The 19326-nt window shown below is 70.9% G+C and carries 18 protein-coding genes and 1 other RNA gene; 5 read left to right on the top strand and 14 right to left on the bottom strand.

The features are described 5' to 3' along the window. Positions 1–190: 190 nt before the first annotated feature. On the top strand, positions 191–679 hold the full coding sequence (gene cynS / locus LXM90_RS03000; protein ID WP_012321458.1) for a cyanase: 489 nt from the start codon (positions 191–193) through the stop codon (positions 677–679). A gap of 57 nt (positions 680–736) precedes the next feature. Here the strand turns inward: cynS and LXM90_RS02995 are convergent, their stop codons facing one another. The 5 genes from LXM90_RS02995 to LXM90_RS02975 form a co-directional block, all read right to left on the bottom strand. Further along, positions 737–4033: an efflux RND transporter permease subunit gene (locus LXM90_RS02995; protein WP_234081687.1), complete on the bottom strand. Its 3297-nt coding sequence runs from the start codon at positions 4031–4033 to the stop codon at positions 737–739. Between the two features lie 272 nt (positions 4034–4305). Further along, the gene (locus LXM90_RS02990) at positions 4306–4740 is read right to left on the bottom strand and encodes a tellurite resistance TerB family protein (RefSeq protein ID WP_020091280.1); all 435 of its coding nucleotides are present in this window, start codon (positions 4738–4740) and stop codon (positions 4306–4308) included. A gap of 106 nt (positions 4741–4846) precedes the next feature. After that, a complete protein-coding gene (locus tag LXM90_RS02985) occupies positions 4847–5047 on the bottom strand; it encodes a DUF3606 domain-containing protein (protein WP_020091281.1) in 201 nt (66 codons plus the stop codon). Positions 5048–5211: 164 nt separating this feature from the next. Further along, complete coding sequence (locus tag LXM90_RS02980; RefSeq protein WP_020091282.1) at positions 5212–5433, bottom strand: YbdD/YjiX family protein; 222 nt, start codon at positions 5431–5433, stop codon at positions 5212–5214. 8 nt (positions 5434–5441) lie between these two features. Continuing rightward, positions 5442–7502 (bottom strand): carbon starvation CstA family protein, encoded by a 2061-nt coding sequence (locus tag LXM90_RS02975; RefSeq protein WP_020091283.1) that lies wholly within the window; start codon positions 7500–7502, stop codon positions 5442–5444. 289 nt (positions 7503–7791) lie between these two features. Here LXM90_RS02975 and LXM90_RS02970 point away from each other — a divergent pair, with 289 nt between their 5' ends. Next, positions 7792–8661, top strand: a complete 870-nt coding sequence (locus LXM90_RS02970) for an NAD(P)-dependent oxidoreductase (RefSeq protein ID WP_020091284.1) — start codon at positions 7792–7794, stop codon at positions 8659–8661. A gap of 133 nt (positions 8662–8794) precedes the next feature. Here LXM90_RS02970 and miaA read toward each other — a convergent pair whose 3' ends face one another. Further along, complete coding sequence (miaA, locus tag LXM90_RS02965; protein ID WP_020091285.1) at positions 8795–9721, bottom strand: tRNA (adenosine(37)-N6)-dimethylallyltransferase MiaA; 927 nt, start codon at positions 9719–9721, stop codon at positions 8795–8797. 14 nt (positions 9722–9735) lie between these two features. Here miaA and serB point away from each other — a divergent pair, with 14 nt between their 5' ends. Further along, the gene (gene serB / locus LXM90_RS02960) at positions 9736–10629 is read left to right on the top strand and encodes a phosphoserine phosphatase SerB (protein ID WP_020091286.1); all 894 of its coding nucleotides are present in this window, start codon (positions 9736–9738) and stop codon (positions 10627–10629) included. A gap of 3 nt (positions 10630–10632) precedes the next feature. Here serB and LXM90_RS02955 read toward each other — a convergent pair whose 3' ends face one another. The 7 genes from LXM90_RS02955 to LXM90_RS02925 form a co-directional block, all read right to left on the bottom strand. Then, entirely contained in the window at positions 10633–11139 is a 507-nt protein-coding gene (locus tag LXM90_RS02955; protein ID WP_234081685.1) for a coiled-coil domain-containing protein, read from the bottom strand. 141 nt (positions 11140–11280) lie between these two features. Continuing rightward, positions 11281–12834, bottom strand: a complete 1554-nt coding sequence (locus tag LXM90_RS02950) for a DegQ family serine endoprotease (RefSeq protein ID WP_091979704.1) — start codon at positions 12832–12834, stop codon at positions 11281–11283. Positions 12835–12947: 113 nt separating this feature from the next. Continuing rightward, positions 12948–13925 (bottom strand): protease modulator HflC, encoded by a 978-nt coding sequence (gene hflC, locus LXM90_RS02945; RefSeq protein ID WP_020091289.1) that lies wholly within the window; start codon positions 13923–13925, stop codon positions 12948–12950. Next, positions 13922–15115 carry an FtsH protease activity modulator HflK gene (gene hflK, locus LXM90_RS02940; RefSeq protein WP_042672660.1) on the bottom strand — a complete coding sequence of 398 codons (1194 nt, stop codon included), beginning with the start codon at positions 15113–15115 and terminating at the stop codon, positions 13922–13924. Before hflK ends, hflC begins: the two co-directional genes overlap by 4 nt. A 282-nt stretch (positions 15116–15397) precedes the next feature. After that, complete coding sequence (locus tag LXM90_RS02935; RefSeq protein WP_020091291.1) at positions 15398–15886, bottom strand: dihydrofolate reductase; 489 nt, start codon at positions 15884–15886, stop codon at positions 15398–15400. Further along, positions 15883–16677: a thymidylate synthase gene (locus tag LXM90_RS02930; protein WP_103985941.1), complete on the bottom strand. Its 795-nt coding sequence runs from the start codon at positions 16675–16677 to the stop codon at positions 15883–15885. Before LXM90_RS02930 ends, LXM90_RS02935 begins: the two co-directional genes overlap by 4 nt. A gap of 146 nt (positions 16678–16823) precedes the next feature. Then, entirely contained in the window at positions 16824–17681 is an 858-nt protein-coding gene (locus LXM90_RS02925) for a lysostaphin resistance A-like protein (RefSeq protein WP_419149849.1), read from the bottom strand. On the opposite strand from LXM90_RS02925, the gene ssrA reads away from it, so the two are divergent. Both ssrA and LXM90_RS02915 read left to right on the top strand, forming a co-directional pair. Then, positions 17673–18054: a transfer-messenger RNA gene (gene ssrA / locus LXM90_RS02920) on the top strand. The two genes, LXM90_RS02925 and ssrA, sit on opposite strands and share 9 nt — an antisense overlap. Positions 18055–18118: 64 nt before the next feature. Then, entirely contained in the window at positions 18119–18745 is a 627-nt protein-coding gene (locus LXM90_RS02915) for an SspB family protein (RefSeq protein WP_020091294.1), read from the top strand. Between the two features lie 220 nt (positions 18746–18965). Here the strand turns inward: LXM90_RS02915 and LXM90_RS02910 are convergent, their stop codons facing one another. Beyond that, on the bottom strand, positions 18966–19244 hold the full coding sequence (locus LXM90_RS02910; protein WP_103985942.1) for a hypothetical protein: 279 nt from the start codon (positions 19242–19244) through the stop codon (positions 18966–18968). Between the last annotated feature and the right edge of the window lie 82 nt (positions 19245–19326).

The raw sequence follows: 19326 nt of genomic DNA, 5'->3' as shown, positions 1-19326 counted from the left end.
GCCTGTCCGCCCGTCGGCCGGCGCCGCTCCCGAAGCCACGCCGCGACGATGCCCGGCGGATGTCCGCGTCCGGACGCGACCGTTCCCCCTCACCGGTCGCGATCCGGACGTGCACCCGCATCGGGTGGGTGGGGCCGCGGAGCGCGCGGCCTCACCGGACCCATCGCAGATCGAACTCCGGGAGCCGACGATGAAGCGCGAAGACCTCACCGAGAAGCTTCTCGACATCAAGCGCGAGAAGGGGTGGAGCTGGAAGCACATCCACGAGGAGATCGGCGGCCTGTCGCCGTTCCTGATCACCGCGGCCTGCATGGGCCAGATGAAGCTGCCGAAGGCCCAGGCCAAGCGGGCGGCCGAGCTCTTCGGCCTCACCGCCGCGGAGGAGCGGATGCTGAACGAGCCGCCCTATCGCGGCTCGATCCCGTCCATGCCGCCCACCGACCCGCTGATCTACCGGTTCTACGAACTGGTGATGGTGTACGGCACGACCTTCAAGGAGCTGATCCAGGAGGAGTTCGGCGACGGCATCATGTCGGCGATCGACTTCAACATGGACATGGCCCGCGAGGCCAACAACAAGGGCGACCGCGTGAAGCTCACCATGTCGGGCAAGTTCCTGCCGTACAAGTACTACGGCAACGACGACGACACCCCGGAATACGGGTTCAAGGAGGGGTAGGGATCCGGAGTGCGCCCCTCCCCCCGGGGAGGGAGCCGCAGCGGACGCCGCGGTCCCCTATGCGGTCGCCGGCCGCCCCTCCGGCTCCAGGTAATCCTGCACCGGCTGCGCCGGGCCGCCGCGCATCAGCACGTAGAGGAACGGCACCAGCAGCAACGTCGCGGGCGTCGCGAAGGCGATGCCGCCCATGACCGCGCGGGCGAGCGCGGCGTTCTGCTCGCCGCCCTCGCCGGTGCCCAAGGCCATCGGGATGAGGCCCAGAAACATCGCCGAGGCGGTCATCAGCACCGGCCGCAGCCGGGTCTCGCCCGCGGTGATCGCCGCCTCCAGGGCGCCGCAGCCCGTCGCCTCCCGGTGCTCCTTGGCGAAGGTCACGAGCAGGATCGAGTTCGCCGAGGCGATGCCCACCGACATGATCGCCCCGAAGATCGACGGGATCGAGAACGGCGTCCCGGTCACGAACAGCGCGAAGGTGATGCCGCAGAACGCCATCGGCAGGGCGGCGATCACCACGAACGGGTCACCCCAGCTCTGGTAGTTCACCGCCATCAGCAGGTAGACGGCGATCAGCGCGATGCCGAGGCCGATCTCCAGGCGGAGGAAGGCCGAGCGCATGTTCTCGATCTGGCCGCGGACGACGATCTTGTCCGGCGCCTCGAGGTTCTTCTGCTCGTCCTCGACGATCGCGTCGATCTCGCGGGCGACCGAGCCGAGGTCCCGGTCCTGCACCGAGGCGAAGATGTCGAAGGTCGGCTGGATGTTGACGTGGCTGATCATGGTCTGCGTCGGCGTCCGGCGGATGTCCGCGAGGCTCGACAGCAGGGTCAGCACCCCGGGGCCGGAGCCGGAGGTCGCGGCGGCGCGCACGAACATCGGCGTGTTGCGCAGGTCGGTGAGCGAGCTGTTGCGGTACTCGGGCGTCTGCACCCAGAGCTGGTAGGGGATGCCGGTCTTCGGGTCCGGCCAGAAGTTCGGCGTGACCTGGTAGCTGCCGGACAGCGAGATGTTCATGTTCTGCGCCACCTGCTGCTCGGTCAGGCCGAGTTCGGAGGCGAGGCGCCGATCGACGTCGACGTAGAATTGCGGCTCGTTGACGATCTGCTGCAGGTGGACGTCGACGAGGCCCTTCGTGTGCTTCAGCCGCTGCACGATGCGCTGGGCGACCTCCAGGTCCTTCTCCTTGTGCCGACCGGAGACCTGCACGTCGATCGGCGTGAGGACGCCGAAGTTCAGGATCTGGGTGATCATGTCGGCGGGCTGGAAGTAGACGACCACGTCGGGGAAGCGCTTCATGAGCACCTCGCGCAGGCGCTTCATGTAGCCCGCCACCGGGCCGTGCCCCTCCTTCAGGCTGATCAGCATCTGCCCGTCATTGTAGGAGACGAACGAGCCGTCCGAGAACGCGAAGTTGTAGTTGTTCGACGGCAGGCCGATGTTCTGGAGGATCTGGTCGACCTCACCCGCCGGGATCACCTCGCGGACGGTGTCCTCGACCTCGGCGAAGACCTGCCGGGCGGTCTCGATGCGCATGCCGACGCGGGTGCGCAGATGCATGGTCATCTGGCTCGCCTCGATCTGCGGGAAGTAGTCCTGGCCGACGAAGACGAACAGCACGCCGGTCATGCCGAGCACGCCGCCGACGGCGCCCACGGTGACGACGCGGTGGCGCAGCACCGCGTGGAGCAGCCCGACATAGCCCCGGTGGAACCGCGCGAAGCCGCGCTCGAACGCGCCGTGGATCCGGCCGGCGAGCCGCAGCGCGGGGGCGCCCACGAGGCCGACGGCCCGGGCGATCCGGCCCCGCCGGGGCGCCGCGAGCTGCGCCGGGTGCGCGTCATGGTGCGCGTCCCGGTCCTTGGCGTGCTTCCGGCGGTATTCCGGCGCCACGATCACGTCGATCAGGAGGGGCACCAGGGTCCGCGACAGCAGGTAGGAGGTCAGCATCGCGAACACGACCGCGAGCGCCTGCGGGGTGAACAGGTATTTCGGCGTGTCGGTGAGCGCGAACACGGCCGTGAAGGCCGCGCAGATCGCGAGCGTCGAGATCAGCGCCGGCTTGGCGATGCCGGCGGCGCCGTGGACCACGCTCTCGCGGAACTCCTCGCCCTCCTCGAACAGCCGGTAGGTGTTCTCGATCGCCACCGTGGCGTCGTCCACCAGGATGCCGACCGCGAGCGCCAGGCCGCCCAGCGTCATCACGTTGATGGTCTCGCCGAGCGCCGCCAGCACGGCGAGCGAGGTCATGACGCAGAGCGGGATCGAGATCAGCACGATGATCGTCGAGCGCCAGGAGCCGAGGAACAGCAGGATGGCGAGGCCGGTCAGGGCCGCCGCGGTCAGCGCCTCGTGGAGCACCCCCTCGATGGCGTTCGAGACGTAGACCGACTGGTCGAAGAGCGGCTTGATCGCCAGCCCCTCGGGCGCGGCGGCGCGGATCGTCGGCATCGCCGCCTTGACGTTGTTGACCACGCTCAGGGTCGAGGCGTTGCCGTTCTTGATGATCTGCATCAGCACGGCCTGCTGGCCGTCGGAACTGACCACGTTGACCTGCGGCGGGCCGCCGTCGCGGACGTAGGCGACGTCGCGCACCAGCACGGGCTGGCCGGCCACCACCTTGATCGGCGCGAGGTTCAGGGTCTCGATCGACGGCGGGGTGCCGTTGAGCTGGACGGGGTACTGCTGCTCGCCGATCTTGGCGAGGCCGGACGGCACGGTCAGGTTCTGGGCCGTCATGGCGTTGGTGACGTCGAGCGGCGTCAGGCCGAGCGCCTGGAGGGCGTTGAGGTCGAGGTCGACCATGATCTGCCGGGGCGCGCCGCCGAAGGGTGACGGCAGGGTCGAGCCCGGGACCTGCGCCAGGGTCTGGCGGATCCGGTACTGGGCGTAGTCGTAGACCTGATTGAGGCTCTCCTTGGCCGAGGTCAGGGCGAGCTGGATCACCGGCACCGAGGAGGCGGAGTAGCGCACGATCACCGGCGGCTGCGTGCCGGGGGGCATCACGGCACGGATCGAGTTGGTCGAGGACACCACCTGGGCGATGGCGAGATTGAGGCTGACGGTGGGTTCGAAGTAGATCCGCTGCACCGCCGTGCCCTGGAGCGTCGTCGACTCCATGCGGCGGATGTTGTTGACGTTGTTGGAGATGCCGTACTCGGCGTAGGTCGTGATGCGCTGTTCCATCTCCGGCGCCGAGAGGCCGGTATAGGTCCAGACCACCACGACGACCGGGATGTCGACGACCGGCAGCACGTCCTTCGGCGCGACGACGATCGCCCCGACGCCGCCGAGCATCATCAGGACCGCGAGCACGTAGGTCGTGATCCGGAACTTGAGCGCGTAGAGGACGAGGCCCATGCGGTCTCCGCCGTCCGGCCCCGGGCCGGCAACTCCGCGTTGTATACCGGCTCACCGGCTAAACCCGGACTGTTTCGCTATCACGTCCGGTCAGGCAAGGGACGGGCCGCGTCGCCGCAGGTTCGGGATGGCGGCGGCCTCGCGCCCGTGCCGGCGTCCGCGAAGACCCGGCACGGCGGGCCGGGCCGCGTCACCTCGGGATGCGGGTGCCGGACGGGGAGAGCGTTCCCGGCGCGCCGTCCCGGGGTCTGCCGGGCGACGGGCCGGCCGGATCAGCGCAGCAGGGCGGACTTGTCGACCTGCAGCGCCCCGGCGATCTCGTCGAGCGCCTTGTGCTCGACCTCGCTGATGCCGTCGATATCGGCCACGTCCGCGCCGATCAGGAACACGTCCTGGCGCTGCTCGATCGGCCGATCCGCGATGGCGCCGACATGGCGCAGGTTCTCCAGCCGCCCGGCCCGGGTCTTGGCCCGGGTGATCGCCTCGTAGAGCTCCTGCTCGACGCGCAGCGTGTCGTAGGATTTCTCGAGGATCGGGTTGGCGCGGATGCCGGTGATCGCCGACTCGATCTCCTCCTCGCCCACGTCGCCATCGGCCACGATGACGTTGGCGGCGGACGAGACCGCGGCCTGCAGGAAGACCGCGTCGCCCGCGTACGACATGATCGTGCGGCCGAACCGAAGGATGGCGTCCTGGAAAATGCTCATGCCGACCTCCCGTCGGGCCTGAGATGGCGGATATTGTGGCGGCGGAGTCAAGATGCGGCCGAGCTTAAGCCCGGGATCGCGGAGGACTAGTCCTCGCGCGGCGGGATCAGGTGGCGGGCTCGTGGCCCGGCCAGTCCCGCCCGAGATGGGCGGCCACGCGGGCCGGATCGTCGCCGACCGCCGCCACGGCGGCCTCGACCTGCTCCACCGGGACCATGAACCGGCGCGCCCAGTAGGCCCGCTCCCAGGCATGGGCGATGTTGACGGCCCGGGGCTCGATCGGGTCCTGCACGCTCTGGTCGGTCATCGGCCTTCCGCATCTGGCGAGGGCCGGGCGGCCCTCCGGCGTGGAGAACGCCGGCCGGGCCCGATCGGGTCCGCGCAGCGAGCGGGGCCCGGTCCGCGGCGAGGACACGCCGCCGTCATCGCGCGCGCAGCGAAGCAAGGACGACCAAGCTCACCGGCCGCCTGTCAGCAGCAGCGGAAGCCCGCGGTGTTGCCGACCCCGAAGCGGGCGTTCTCCCGGTTGCGGAAGAACTCCACCTCGCTCATCGGCGCCTGGTCGGGATGGGTGCGGCGGACATGCTCGGCATAGGCCGCGTAGTCCCCCTGCCCGACCATCAGGCGGGCGCCGTCGCAGACGCACTTGGACAGCGTCCGGATCCGGTCCCGCAGGTTCGACGACGGCAGCATGGGACCTCCTACTCCGCCGGGACCATGTGCGGCTCGGTCTCCAGCGCGGTCCAGCGGTCCGCGCGCCACGCCTTCACGCAGGCGGCGATGCCGAAGCCCGCGATGGCGACGACGAGGCCGATGAACAGGGCCGCCAGCACCGCGTCGATCCGGTCGTTGAGGATGATCTGGCTCATCTGGTCGGCGTTCTTGGCCGGTGCCAGGATCTTGCCCTCGGCGGCGGCGGCCGCGTAGCGCTCGGCGTGGGCCAGGAAGCCGATCTTCGGGTCGGCCGAGAAGATCTTCTGCCAGCCGGCCGTGAGGGTGCAGATGCACAGCCACGCGGTGGGGATGATGGTCACGAACGCGTAGCGCTCGCGCTTCATCTTGAAGATCACCACCGTGCAGAGGGTCAGCGCCACCGCGGCCAGCATCTGGTTCGAGATGCCGAAGAGCGGCCACAGGGTGTTGATGCCGCCCAGCGGGTCGGTCACGCCCTGGTAAAGGAAGTAGCCCCAGGCCCCCACCGAGATGGCGGTCGCCGCGATGCTCGGCCCCCACGACGTGGTGTTCTTGAACGACGGGATCGCCAAGGCGACGAGATCCTGCACCATGAACCGGCAGGCGCGGGTGCCCGCGTCCACCGCCGTGAGGATGAACAGCGCCTCGAACAGGATCGCGAAGTGGTACCAGAAGGCCATCATCGCCTTGCCGCCGATGGCGGACGAGATGATGTGGGCCATGCCGACCGCGAGGGTCGGCGCGCCGCCGGCCCGCGAGATGATCGTGTGCTCGCCGACGTCGGCGGCGGTCTGGGTGATGACCTCCGGCGTCGTGGCGAAGCCGAGCTTGGTCACCGCGGCGGCGGCGGTCTCGGGCGTCGTGCCGACGAGGGCCGCGGGCGAGTTCATGGTGAAGTAGACGCCCGGGTCGATCACGCAGGCCGAGACCAGCGCCATGATCGCCACGAAGGATTCCATCAGCATGCCGCCGTAGCCGATGAAGCGGGCGTCGGACTCGCTGGCGATCAGCTTCGGGGTGGTGCCCGACGAGATCAGGGCGTGGAAGCCCGAGACCGCGCCGCAGGCGATGGTGATGAACAGGAACGGGAACAGGCTGCCCGCCCAGACCGGGCCGGTGCCATCCACGAACTTGGTGACCGCCGGCATCTGCATGTGCGGCGCCACGAAGGCGATGCCGAGCGCGAGGCCCACGATGGTGCCGATCTTGAGGAAGGTCGACAGGTAGTCGCGCGGGGCCAGCAGCAGCCAGACCGGCAGGATCGACGCCACGAAGCCGTAGCCGATCAGCATCCAGCAGAGCTGCGGGCCCGTGAAGGTGAAGGCCGGCCCCCAGACCGGGCTCGCCGCCACCGAGCCGCCGGCGACGATGGCGAGCATCAGCAGGACGAAGCCGAGGATCGAGACCTCGCCGATCTTGCCCGGGCGGATGTAGCGGGAATAGACGCCCATCAGCATGGCGATCGGGATCGTCGACATCACCGTGAAGGTGCCCCAGGGGCTCTCGGCCAGCGCCTTGACGACGATCAGCGCCAGCACGGCGAGCAGGATCACCATGATCAGGAAGGTGCCGAACAGGGCGATGATGCCCGGCACGGTGCCGAGCTCGGCCCGGATCAGCTCGCCGAGCGAGCGGCCGTCCCGGCGCATCGACACGAACAGGACCATGAAGTCCTGCACGGCGCCCGCGAGGACCACGCCGGCCAGGATCCACAGCATGCCGGGCAGGTAGCCCATCTGGGCGGCGAGCACCGGGCCGACCAGCGGGCCCGCGCCCGCGATCGCCGCGAAGTGGTGGCCGAACAGGACGCCGCGGTTGGTGGGCACGTAGTCGAGCCCGTCGTTGTGGCGCACCGCGGGGGTCGCGCGCTTCGGGTCGAGCCGCATCACCTTGTCGGCGATGAACTGGGAATAGTAGCGGTAGGCGATGAGGTAGACGCAGACCGCCGCGACCACGATCCAGAGGGCGTTGATCGTCTCGCCGCGCTGGCTCGCCACGATCGCCAGCGCCGCGGCGCCGAGCGCCCCCACGAGGGCCCAGGGCCCGTGCCTGCCGATCGCCGAACCCATGTCCCACTCCCTGACCGAACGCCTCGCGCGCGGGGCCACGCGCGGGGGGCTCCGGCTGGGACTTCGTGGTCCCGGGCTACACGGGCGGGTTATCCTATTGGTCCGCCGTTGACGCAAGCGATCCGAGCTGTGATGCAGCGTCGGCGGCGGCACGACGCCCAATCTGTCACATCGGGTCCCCCGGCACGGCCCCGACCCCCTTCACGGCCCGGCTGCCGAGCTCCGTCGCCGCCCGCCGTCGGAGATGGAAGGGCGCCGGCGCGGTCGGGCCCGCGAGGAGCGCACGACAATGGCGAAGGTCGCATTCCTGGGTCTCGGCGTGATGGGCGGCCCGATGGCCGGACACCTCGCCAAGAAGGGTGGCCACGACGTCACCGTCTACAACCGCACCACCCCGAAGGCCGAGGCCTGGGTGAAGACCTACGGCGGCGCCCACGCGCCCACGCCCCGGCAGGCCGCCGAGGGCGCCGAGATCGTGTTCGCCTGCGTGGGCAACGACGACGACCTGCGCAGCGTCGTGCTGGGCGACGACGGGGCGCTCGCCGGCATGAAGCCCGGCGCGGTGTTCGTCGATCACACCACGGCCTCCGCCGAGGTCGCCCGGGAGCTCGCCGCGGCGGCCGAGGCCAAGGGGCTCGGCTTCATCGACGCGCCGGTCTCCGGCGGCCAGGCGGGCGCCGAGAACGGCGTGCTCACCGTGATGTGCGGCGGCGACGCGGCGACCTACGCCAAGGTCGAGGGCGCGATCGGGTCCTTCGCCCGCGCCTGCCGGCTGATGGGCCCGGCCGGCGCCGGCCAGCTCACCAAGATGGTCAACCAGATCTGCATCGCCGGCCTCGTCCAGGGCCTGTCGGAGGGCGTCCACTTCGCCAAGCGCGCCGGCCTCGACGTCGAGGCGGTGCTCGACGTGATCTCCAAGGGCGCCGCCGGCTCCTGGCAGATGGAGAACCGCGGCAAGACCATGAATGCGGGCAAGTTCGACTTCGGCTTCGCGGTCGACTGGATGCGCAAGGATCTCGGCATCCTGCTCGACGAGGCCCGCCGCAACGGCGCCAAGCTGCCGGTCTCGGCCCTCGTCGACCAGTTCTACGCCGAGGTGCAGGCCATGGGCGGCAACCGCTGGGACACGTCGAGCCTCGTGGCGCGGCTGGAGCGCTGAGGGCTCTCAGCCTTCGGAGCCCGAGGACCGCGGGCAAGACGGACGCGACAGGCCCTCTCTCCCGCGCGAGAGGGGGCCGCACCGGCCGCGGCGCCGGGCGCGCCGGGCTCGCCCGGCGGGTCGGGCGCTCACCTCAGAACAGCGCCTCGACCTCCGCCGCCTCCGGATCCACCCAGCGCCACGCCTCCCCCATCTGGTGGCGGAACCACGTGACCTGGCGCTTGGCGTAGGCCCGCGTGTCCGCCTGCCCCCGGACGATCGCCGCTTCGAGGCTCATCGCCCCGTCGAGGTGGGCGATCAGGCCCGGCACCCCGTGGGCGCGCATCACCGGCAGCATCGGGTCGAGATCGCGCGCGCGCAGGCGGGCGACCTCGTCCAGCGCCCCCTCGGCGATCATGGTCCGGAAGCGGGCGTCGATCCGGGCCCGCAGCACCGCGCGGTCGGGTGCCAGGAAGATTTTTTGGAGTTTCCATCCGGCGAGCGGACCCGGCACCGGGTCGCCGTAGAAGCTCGCGATCGGGCGGCCGGTCGCGAGAAAAATCTCCAGGGCGCGCATCACCCGCATCCGGTCGCTCGGCCGCAGGCGGGCGGCCCCCTCGGGATCGTGCCGGCCGAGCTCGGCGTGCAACGCCTCGGTCGGGCGGCCCTCGGCCGCGTCCCGCACCTGCTGCCGCACGACGTCGGGCACCGGCGGCAGCTCCGAGAAGCCCTGCTCCAGCGCCCGGAAGTACAGGCCGGTGCCGCCGACGAAGACCGGCAGGCGCCCGCCGAGCGTCGCCAGCAGCGCCGCCGCGTCCCGCGAGAAGTGCCCCGCGGAGTAGTTCACGGCGCCGTCGACGTGGCCGTAGAGCCGGTGGGGCACGCGCGCCTCCTCGTCCGGGTCGGGCCGCGCGGTCAGGCGGCGCAGGTCCGCGTAGACCTGCATGGAATCGGTGTTGATCACCACGCCGCCGTGACGCTCCGCCAGCCGGGCGGCCAGCGCCGACTTGCCCGACGCGGTGGGCCCTGCGATGAGGACCGCGGCCGGGCGCGCCCCGGCCTCCTCCCGGTCTGGCGGCAAGGCGAAACTCCACGATGCTGGTCGCGGTCCTGATAGCAAACCCGGATCGGCCGTCCATCACCGACGCGGTGCTGGCCGAGACGCGCGCCGTGCTGCGGACGGAGCACCAGCCCCGGATCCTGCACGGCGAGGTGGCGGCCGAGCTGCTGGTGCCGGGCGAGCCCGCGGCCGCGGCGTCCCTCACGGAGCGGCTGCGGGCGGCGCTGGCCGGCGAGCCGATCGACCTCGCGGTGCTGCCCGCCGACGCGCACAGGCGCAAGCGCCTGTTCCTGGCCGACATGGATTCCACCATGATCGAGCAGGAATGCATCGACGAGCTCGCCGGGACGCTCGGCCTCAAGGACCACGTGGCGGCGATCACCGAGCGGGCAATGCGGGGCGAGATCGCCTTCGAGCCGGCCCTGCGCGAGCGCGTCGCGCTCCTGAAGGACATCCCGGTCGGCGCGGTCGACGGGCTGATCGCCGAGCACCTGACTCTGACCCCGGGCGGCGGCACGCTGGTGCGGACGATGCGGGCGCACGGCGCCCATACCTGCCTGGTCTCCGGAGGCTTCACGCTGTTCACCGGCCCGATCGCCGCGATGATCGGCTTCGACGAGCACCGGTCCAACGTGCTGGGCGTGGCGGACGGGCGGCTCACCGGCCTGGTGGAGGACCCGATCGTCGGGAAGGCCGAGAAGCGCGCGACGCTGATCGCGCTGCGCGGGCAGCTGGGCCTCGGCGCCGCCGAGACCCTCGCGGTCGGCGACGGCGCCAACGACCTCGACATGCTGGGCGAGGCCGGCCTCGGGGTGGCGTTCCGGGCCAAGCCCGCGGTCGCGGCCGCGGCGCGGGTCCGGGTCGAGCACGGCGACCTCACCGCGCTCCTGTACCTGCAGGGCTACGCGGCGGCGGAGTTCGTGGGGTGAGGCTCAGTGGAGGGTGCGGGTCAGGGTGATGACCGCGCCGAGCACGGCGAGCGTCTGAAAGCCGATCGCGCCGACGAGCCAGCGCACCGTCTCGACCTTCGCGGAGGCGATCGCGCCCTTCACGGCCTCGATGTCGGCCTTGGTCTCAAGGCGCAGACTGTCGATGTCGGCTTTTGTGGATAGGCGGAGGGCTTCGATATCCGACTTGGTCGACTGACGAAGACTGTCAGAATCCGCCTTGGTCGAGATGCGAAGCCCCTCGATATCCGCCTGGGTCGTGAGTCGCAGTGCCTCGATGTCGCCGCGGGTCTGTATCTTGAGGGCTTCGATATCGCCGCGGACGATCTGCAGTTCGGCCTGCACGTCGCGAATGTCGGCTTTGGTTGCAAGATTCCCGTCGAAGACGTCCACCAGCGCGTCGGCCAGGCCCTCCGCCTGCTCGGGCGACAGCTTCGCCTTCTCCCGCAGGACGCGGGCGAATTTCAGGGTGTCGAACGCAACGGCCGTCATGGGTCCGAACTCGCCCGAGCCGCACCGACTCGCGGCCCCAGTGTGCCGTGCCGCCGCGTAGCGTCAATGTGGGACCCCTGAACGCGCGAGGGCCGCCGCCCCCCGCGGAGCGACGGCCCTCGGCAACGCGGATGAGGCCGCTCAGTCGAGGCCGACGGCCACGAAGCGCACGTCGCCGGTGGCGCCCGCCACCAGCAGCAGCACCGACTTGCGCCCGTCCTTCTTGAGGGCGTCGATCCGCTTGGTCACCTCCGCGGGGGTGCTGACCGACTCCTGGCCGACCTCGACGATCACCTCGCCGGGCTGGATCCGCTTGTCGGCGGCGGTCGAGTTCGGGTCGACCCGAGTGACGACCACGCCCTTCACGGTGTCCTTGATGGAGTACTTCTTGCGCAGCTCGTCGGTCATGCCGGAGAGGTTGAGGCCCAGCGCCTGCCGGGTCGCGCTCTCGGGCTCCGGCTGACGCAGGTTGGCGAGCTGCGGCTTGTCGCCGTCCTCCAGGCGGCCGAGGGTGACGGGCTTCGTCACCTCCTCGCCCTTGCGCATGACGACCACGTCGACCTTCTGGCCCACCGGCGTCGAGGCGACGATGCGCGGGAGGTCGCCCGAGGCCTTCACCGGCGCGCCGTTGAACTTCAGGATCACGTCGCCGACCTCGATCCCGGCGGTCTTGGCCGGTCCCTTCTCGTCGACGCCGGCCACCAGGGCGCCTCGCGCGCCGCCCTTGAGGTTGAGCGCCTCGGCGGTGGTGTCGTCGACGTTCTGGATGCGCACGCCGAGCCAGCCGCGGCGGACCTCGCCGAAGTCGCGGAGCTGGTCGATCACGGGCTTGGCCGTGCCCGACGGGACCGCGAAGCCGATGCCCACCGAGCCGCCGGTCGGCGACAGGATCGCCGTGTTGATGCCGATCACCTCGCCGTCCATGTTGAACAGCGGGCCGCCGGAATTGCCCTTGTTGATGGCCGCGTCGGTCTGGATGTAGTTGTCGTAGGGTCCGGACTCGATGTTCCGGCCCCGCGCCGAGACAATGCCGGCCGAGACCGAGCCGCCGAGCCCGAACGGGTTGCCGATGGCGATGACCCAGTCGCCGGGCCGCATCTTGTCGGAATCGCCGAACGGCACGGCCTTCAGCGTGCGGTCGGCCGGGGGCTTCACCCGCAGGACGGCGAGGTCGATCTTCGAATCCTTGCCGACGATCTCGGCCTTCAGCTTCGTGCCGTCGTGCAGGATGACCTGGATGTCGTTGGCGTCGCCGATGACGTGGTTGTTCGTCACCACGAGGCCGGCGGAATCGATGATGAAGCCGGAGCCGAGGGAGTTCGACTTGCGCTGCTGACGCGGCCCGTCGCCGTCACCGCCGCCACCGCCGCCGCGGCCGCCGCGCCGGTTGAAGAACTCCTCGAACAGGTCCTCGAACGGGGTGCCCGGGGGCACCTGCGGCCCGGCACGGCCGGCGCGGGCCTCGACGGTGGTGGACGCGGAGATGTTCACCACCGCGTCGGTGACCTGCTCGGCGAGATCGGCGAGGGAGGCCGGCCCCTTGGCGAAGGCCGGCACCGGCAGGGCGGTCGCGGCCACGGAGACGGTGACCGAGGCGCCGATCAGGATCGAGGCCATCACCGCGCGGGCGCGGGAGCGGGGCCGCGCCGGGGCGCGGTCGAACGGCGCCTCGGGGGCGCTCGCGACGGGGTGCATGGTCGACCTCTTCATGAACGCGTTTCCGGTCCCGCGGGCCTCGACCGATGGCCGATCGCCCGCGGGTTGTCCTGCACGGTAATCCCCGGGCGCCGGGGCGCCAACGGGCCCCCTCAGCGCGCCGTCCCCGCCGTGGAGCCGGTCGTCGAGCCCGTGGTAGCGCTCGGATCGGCCGGCCCGCGCGGCCCGCGGGCGGCCGGGGCGGGTGCCCGGCCCTGCGGATCGCTGAAGAAGCGGAAGAAGTCCGTGTTCGGGCTGATCACCAGGCGGGTATCGGATCCCTTCAGCCCGCTCTCGTAGGCCTGCATCGAGCGGTAGAAGCTGAAGAAATCCGCGTCCTTCCCGAACGCGTCCGCGAGGATGCGGTTCTTGTCCGCGTCACCCTGTCCACGCAGCTGCTCGGATTTCTGCGTCGCCTCGGCCAGGATGACCGTGACCTCGCGGTCGGCCTTGGCGCGGATCGTGGCGGCGATCTGGTCACCGTTGGCGCGGATGTCGGCGGCCTCGCGCTCGCGCTCGGTCTTCATCCGCCGGTAGACAGCGGCCGAGTTCTGCGCGGGCAGGTCGACGCGGGTCATGCGCAGGTCGACGATCTCGATGCCGAGCGCCTTGGCCTGCCGGTTCACGTCCTCCTGGATCTGGTGCATCAGCTGCCCGCGATCGGTCTTCACGATCGCGTCGCGGGTCGAGCGGGCGAGCACGTTGCGCAGGCCGGAATTGGTGAAGCTCGCGAGCCGCTGGTTGGCCAGCCCGATATTGCCCACCGCCTGGTAGAAGCGCAGCGGATCGACGATCCGGTAGCGGGCGAAGGCGTCCACCTCCAGGTTCTGCCGGTCGGCGGTGAGCACCGTCTGGACTGGCAGGTCGAGGTCGAGCACGCGCTTGTCGAAGACGACCACGTTCTCCATGAACGGGATCTTGAAGTACAGGCCGGGCTTGTCCTCGCCGGTGGCGTTGAGGACGGCCCGGACGCGGCCGAACTGCAGGACGAGCGCCTGCTGCATCTGGCCGACGGTGAAGATCGAGGCGTAGAGGCCGATCGCGACGATGGCCGCGACCACGATCAGGCCGGTGCGGAGAGCCTGTTTCATCGGGCAGCTCCCGTCTGGGTCTGGGCGCGGGCGCCGAACTCGGAGAGCGGCAGCACCGGCAGCACGCCGGCCGCGGTGGCACCGCCGGACTGCGTCCCGTTCTGGTCGATGATCACCTTGTTCACGGAGCCCAGGACCTTCTCCATCGTCTCCAGGAAGATCCGCTCGCGGCTGATCGCCGGGGCGGCCTTGTAGGAGGCGTAGACCTCGCTGAAGCGCGCGGCCTGGCCGGTGGCGTCGGCGGTCGCCTTCGTCCGGTAGGCCTCGGCCTGCTGGACGATCTGGGACGCCTTACCGCGGGCCTGCGGCACCTCGCGGCTGGCGTAGGTCTTGGCCTCGTTCTGCGCCGTGTCGGCGTCCTGCTGGGCCGCGTTCACGTCGATGAAGGCGGGGCGCACTTCCGGCGGCGGGTTGACCGAGACGAGCTGCACCACCTCGATGCGCACGCCGGCGCCGTACTCGTCGAGCGCCTTCTGGACCATCTCCTTCACCTCCTGGGCGATGCTCGACTGCTCGTTGGTGAGGATCGCCTGGATGTTGCGGCGGCCGATCACCTCGCGCATCGCGCTCTCGGAGATCGCCTTGATGGTGCCCTCCGGATTCTGGAGGTTGAACACGAAGTCGGAGGCCTTCAGCGGGTTGACCCGCCACTGCACCTCGAAGTCGAGATCGACGATGTTCTCGTCGCCGGTGAGCATCAGGCTCTCGTCCGGCACGTCGCGGTTGCGGCCCTGCCCGTTCGGGCCGGCGCGGAAGCCGATCTGGATCGAGTTCTGGGAGCCGACATCCGGCTTCACCACCCCGCCGATCGGATAGGGGAAGTTGTAGCGCAGGCCCTCGCCCTTGGTGCCGACGTAGCGACCGAAGATGGTCTCGATGCCGACCTGACGGGGGTAGACGGTGTAGAAGCCGGTCGCGAGCCAGATGGCGACGGCCAGGACGGCGATCACCGCCGCGCTGCGGCCGCCGCCGACGCCGGTCGAGCCGCCGCCGCCGTAACCGCCGCCCGAACCGCCACCGCCGCCCGGGATCAGACCGCGCAGGCGGTCCTGCCCGCGCCGGAGCAGGTCCTCGAGGTTCGGCGGCGTCTTGCCACCGCCGCCGCCGCTGCCGCCACCCCAGGGACCACCGCCGTTACCGCCGGGCCGGCCCCAGGGCCCCCCGCCGCCGCTCTGATTGCTCCAAGGCATCCTAGCCGTCGTCTCCTGCCTGTCCGCGCCCGGCCCACGTCCCGACCGGCGCCCCCTGCCTGAACGGCCACGCTCGCCCGCCTAGTCCCGACCATCCGGACCGATCGCACCGCGACCGCTCCCGGCTGGAGGCCTCGAGGGCCCGCACGCGCATCTTCCCGCAGGATGTGCAGGCCCGGCGTGAGCGCGCGCACCCGACAGGCACCTGCGGGCGCACGCCCCGTGCTGTCAAGGCTGGCAGGTGGGCATGCGCGGCGCGGAACGCAAATGCGGCGGCGCGCCTCAGCGTGCGCGCTCCCAGTCGACGAAGGCGAAGGCGTGCTCGTCCCGCGGGCCCGCCGGGTGCGCCTCGCGGAACGTCTCCCGGAAGCGGGCGCGGTCGAAGGCGGGGAATCGCACGTCGCCGGCGGGCTCGGCCTCGACCTCGGTGAGGTGGAGCCGGTCGGCGTGCGGGAGCGCGAGCGCGTAGATCTCGGCGCCGCCGACCACCATCAGCTCCGCCCCGGCGGCGGCCAGCGCGGAGTCCCAGTCGTGGACGGTCTCGACCCCCTCGGCGCGGAAGCCCGTGTCCCGGGTCAGCACCAGGGTGCGGCGCCCCGGCAGGGGCCGGCCGATCGAATCCCAGGTGCGCCGGCCCATCAGCATCGGCTTGCCCATGGTCAGGGCCTTGAAGCGCTTGAGATCGCTGGAGAGATGCCAGGCGAGCCCGTTGTCGCGGCCGATCACGCCGTTGCGGGCGACGGCGGCGACCAGGGAAACGATCGGGCTCATACCGCCACCGGGGCCGCGATGGCGGGATGCGGGTCGTAGTTCTCGATGGCGATGTCCTCGAACCGGAAGGCGAAGAGGTCGCGCACCTCCGGGTTGAGCCGCAGGTGCGGCAGCGGGCGCGGCTCCCGGGCCAGGAGGGTGCGGGTCTGCTCCAAGTGGTTCCTGTAGAGGTGCGCGTCGCCGAAGGTGTGGACGAAGTCGCCGACCCCGAGGCCGGCCACCTGGGCGATCATGTGGGTCAGGAGCGCGTAGCTCGCGATGTTGAACGGCACGCCCAGGAAGGCGTCCGCCGAGCGCTGGTAGAGCTGGCAGGAGAGCCGCCCCTCGCTGACGTAGAACTGGAACAGGCAGTGGCAGGGCGCGAGGGCCATCCGGTCGAGGTCGGCCGGGTTCCAGGCCGACACGATCAGGCGGCGGGAATCGGGGTTGCGCCGGATCTCGTCGAGCACCCCGGCGATCTGGTCGACAGTGCCGCCGCCGGGCCTCTCCCAGGAGCGCCACTGCTTGCCGTAGACCGGGCCGAGATCGCCGCGCTCGTCCGCCCACTCGTCCCAGATCGTCACGCCGTTCGCCTTCAGCGCCGCCACGTTGGTGTCGCCCGCCAGGAACCAGAGCAGCTCGTGGATGATCGAGCGCAGGTGCAGCCGCTTCGTGGTGACCAGCGGGAAGCCCGCCGACAGGTCGAAGCGCATCTGGTGGCCGAACACCGAGAGCGTGCCGGTGCCGGTGCGGTCGTCCTTGGCGACGCCCGCGTCGAGGATCCGCCGGAGCAGGTCGTGATAAGCGTCCATCGCCCATTCCTGCGCGCCGGCGCGCCGGCCGGCAAGCGCGCCGCCGCCATATGTCCACCGCCGTCGCGCGGGAGCCGCTCCGGCGCAGGCCTGCGCGCGGCGCCCTGTCGGCCAGGCCGGCCTCGGACAGGCCCTCAGACCAGCCCTCAGACCGGCCAGAGCAGGTAGGTCACCAGGGCGAGGTTCGACCAGCCGTGCAGGGCGATGCCGGGCCAGAGCCGGCCGGTGCGCCAGCGCAGCCAGCCCAGCGCCAGGGCGAGGGGCAGCAGCGAGACCGGCCGGGCGAGCCCCCAGGACGAGATGTGGGCGGCGGCGAAGATGAGCGCGGTGACCAGGATCGCCCCCGCGGGTCCGACGGCCGCCCGGGCGCGGGCGAAGGCCTCGCCGCGCAGCAGCAGTTCCTCGGCCACCGGCGCCAGGATCGCCAGATAGGCGAGCCAGGCCGCGACCGCCGCCTGGCTCATGAACGGCGACAGCCGCACGTGCTGGCCGAAGCTCGCGCCGAACAGCTCCGCCGTGCCGGTGACCCAGGCGATGTGCAGCACCGGCCAGACCAGCAGGAGGCCCAGCAGCGCGACCGGCCGCATGCCGTTCGGCCGCTCGCGGTCGAGGGCGAGGCGGCGGCGCCAACCGGCCCGGTCGTGCCACCACGCGCCGCCGAGCACCAGGGCGGCGAGGTAGACCTGGCGCAGGGCGTCGATCGCGAAGGCCCGGTGGGCGAGTTCCACCGCGCCCAGGAACGGGCGCCGCTCGGGGGGCAGGAACGGGTCGATCCCGCTCCAGAGGTCGAAGCCGACGCGCACCGTGGCGAGGGACAGGAGGCTCGCCGCGCCGAGATAGACGACCACGAGGGCGACCAGGGCGCCGAGCCGCCACATCGCGCCCCAGGCGCGCTCGAGCGGGCCCCGCGCACCGGGGACGGCGGCGCGCGACTGCGCACTTCCGGCAACAGCCTCCCCCGGAGGCTCCAAATGAGGCGGCGGCGCGACACGATCGGGCTTCAAAACCGGACCGATCCCCTCTATATCTCGGGAGCCGGTCGCGAGGCCGGCTATGGCGATAAACGTTCTTCGCAATAAACCTATCGGACCCGGGGGCGGTACCCGGCGCCTCCACCCGAGCCCAGGACATGCTGCCGCAAGGGGCGTGATCGGAACCGGGGCTTCGGCGGGGGCGAAATAGGATCGACGAGGGCGTAAAGGTTGAGCTTTCGCTCGGCATGGTTCCGCCGTTATCGGGCCTTTGCAATAGTTGCCAACGACAACTTTGCTCCGGTGGCGGTGGCCGCGTAAGCGGTCCCCAATATCGACCTGAAGTCCTAGCGGGTAGCTCCGCATAGGCGGGGTTCGGAGGCGCCTGGCAACAGAAGCCTCCACTTCAGTCCTCGGTCCGGCCATCCGCGGCGGGGCGCCGGGCAGACCGGGCGAGAGCGCGACCGCAGATGGCAGACGACCTGATCCGCTACGACCTCCTGGTACAGGACGCCCTGCGCGGCGTGGTGCGCAAGGTCCTGACCGACGCGGCCCGCGAGGGGCTGATGGGCGAGCATCATTTCTACGTCTCGTTCCGGACGGAGGCCCCCGGCGTGCGGATGTCGCAGGCCCTGCGCGAGAAGTACCCGCAGGACATGACGATCGTCCTGCAGCACCAGTTCTGGGACCTCAACGTCACCGAGCACGCCTTCGAGGTCGGCCTGTCCTTCTCGGGCGTGCCGGAGCGCCTGCTGGTGCCGTTCGACGCCCTGTCGGGCTTCTTCGACCCCTCCGTGCAGTTCGGCCTGAAGTTCGACCTCAGCGAGGCCGGCGAGACCCCCGAGGAGGCCAACGCCGCCCCGGCCAAGCCCGGTCCCCGCGGCGCCGGCTCGGAACCCGGCGAGGTGCGGCCCAAGAGCGCCGGTCTCGCGACGATCGGCGCGGGCGCGCCGAAGGGGCTGCCCGCGCCCGCCGCCCCGGGCGAGAAGGACGCCGGCAAGACCGACGACAAGGCCCCCCGCCCCGCCGCCAAGAAGGAGGGTGAGGAGGGCAGCGCCGAGGTCGTGAGCCTGGACGCCTTCCGCAAGAAGAGCTGAGATCGCCCCTGGCCGACTCGGTCACGACCTTCAGCTGCGAGATCCGTCAGGCTCAGGCGCGGTGAGGCGAGGCGATGGGAACGCGCTCAAATCGAAGCTCGGGGCATGCCCGATAGCAGGCCTCGACCGAACGTTGCCCAGACGATCGCCCAGGGAGCTTCACACAGTCGCGGCAGGCATTTCGGACCGCGCCGGCGCCAGTCGTGCCCCAGATCGACGATCAGGGGCTCATAAGTTTGACGAACGCGGCGCCCGCGCCGAAGAATGCGGCCGCTGCTGCCATGCCGGCAAAACCGATGGAGAGCGGGGCCAGGACACGGTCTCGACCGAGCTTGAGCGTCTCGGCGTGCAGCTTCGCCGCCTCGGCCTGAAGCTTGGTCTGCTCGTCGATCAGCTTCCGCTGCTCGGCCACGAACTTTTCCGTCTCCGCATTGGACCGCAGGACGCGGGCGACCTGCTCGGCATAATCCAGCGTCGCGGGCGCAACGGTGTCGACCATCGCGGTTCGTGCCCGATCTCAGCCAGCGCGACTCTGCTGACCCGTTCCGGCAATGTGAGAACGCACGGGGAACTCGTCAACC

Source organism: Methylobacterium oryzae (assembly GCF_021398735.1).
GTDB lineage: Bacteria > Pseudomonadota > Alphaproteobacteria > Rhizobiales > Beijerinckiaceae > Methylobacterium.
Note: the sequence above shows the minus strand (reverse complement) of the source record. Positions and strands in the feature narration are given on the sequence as shown.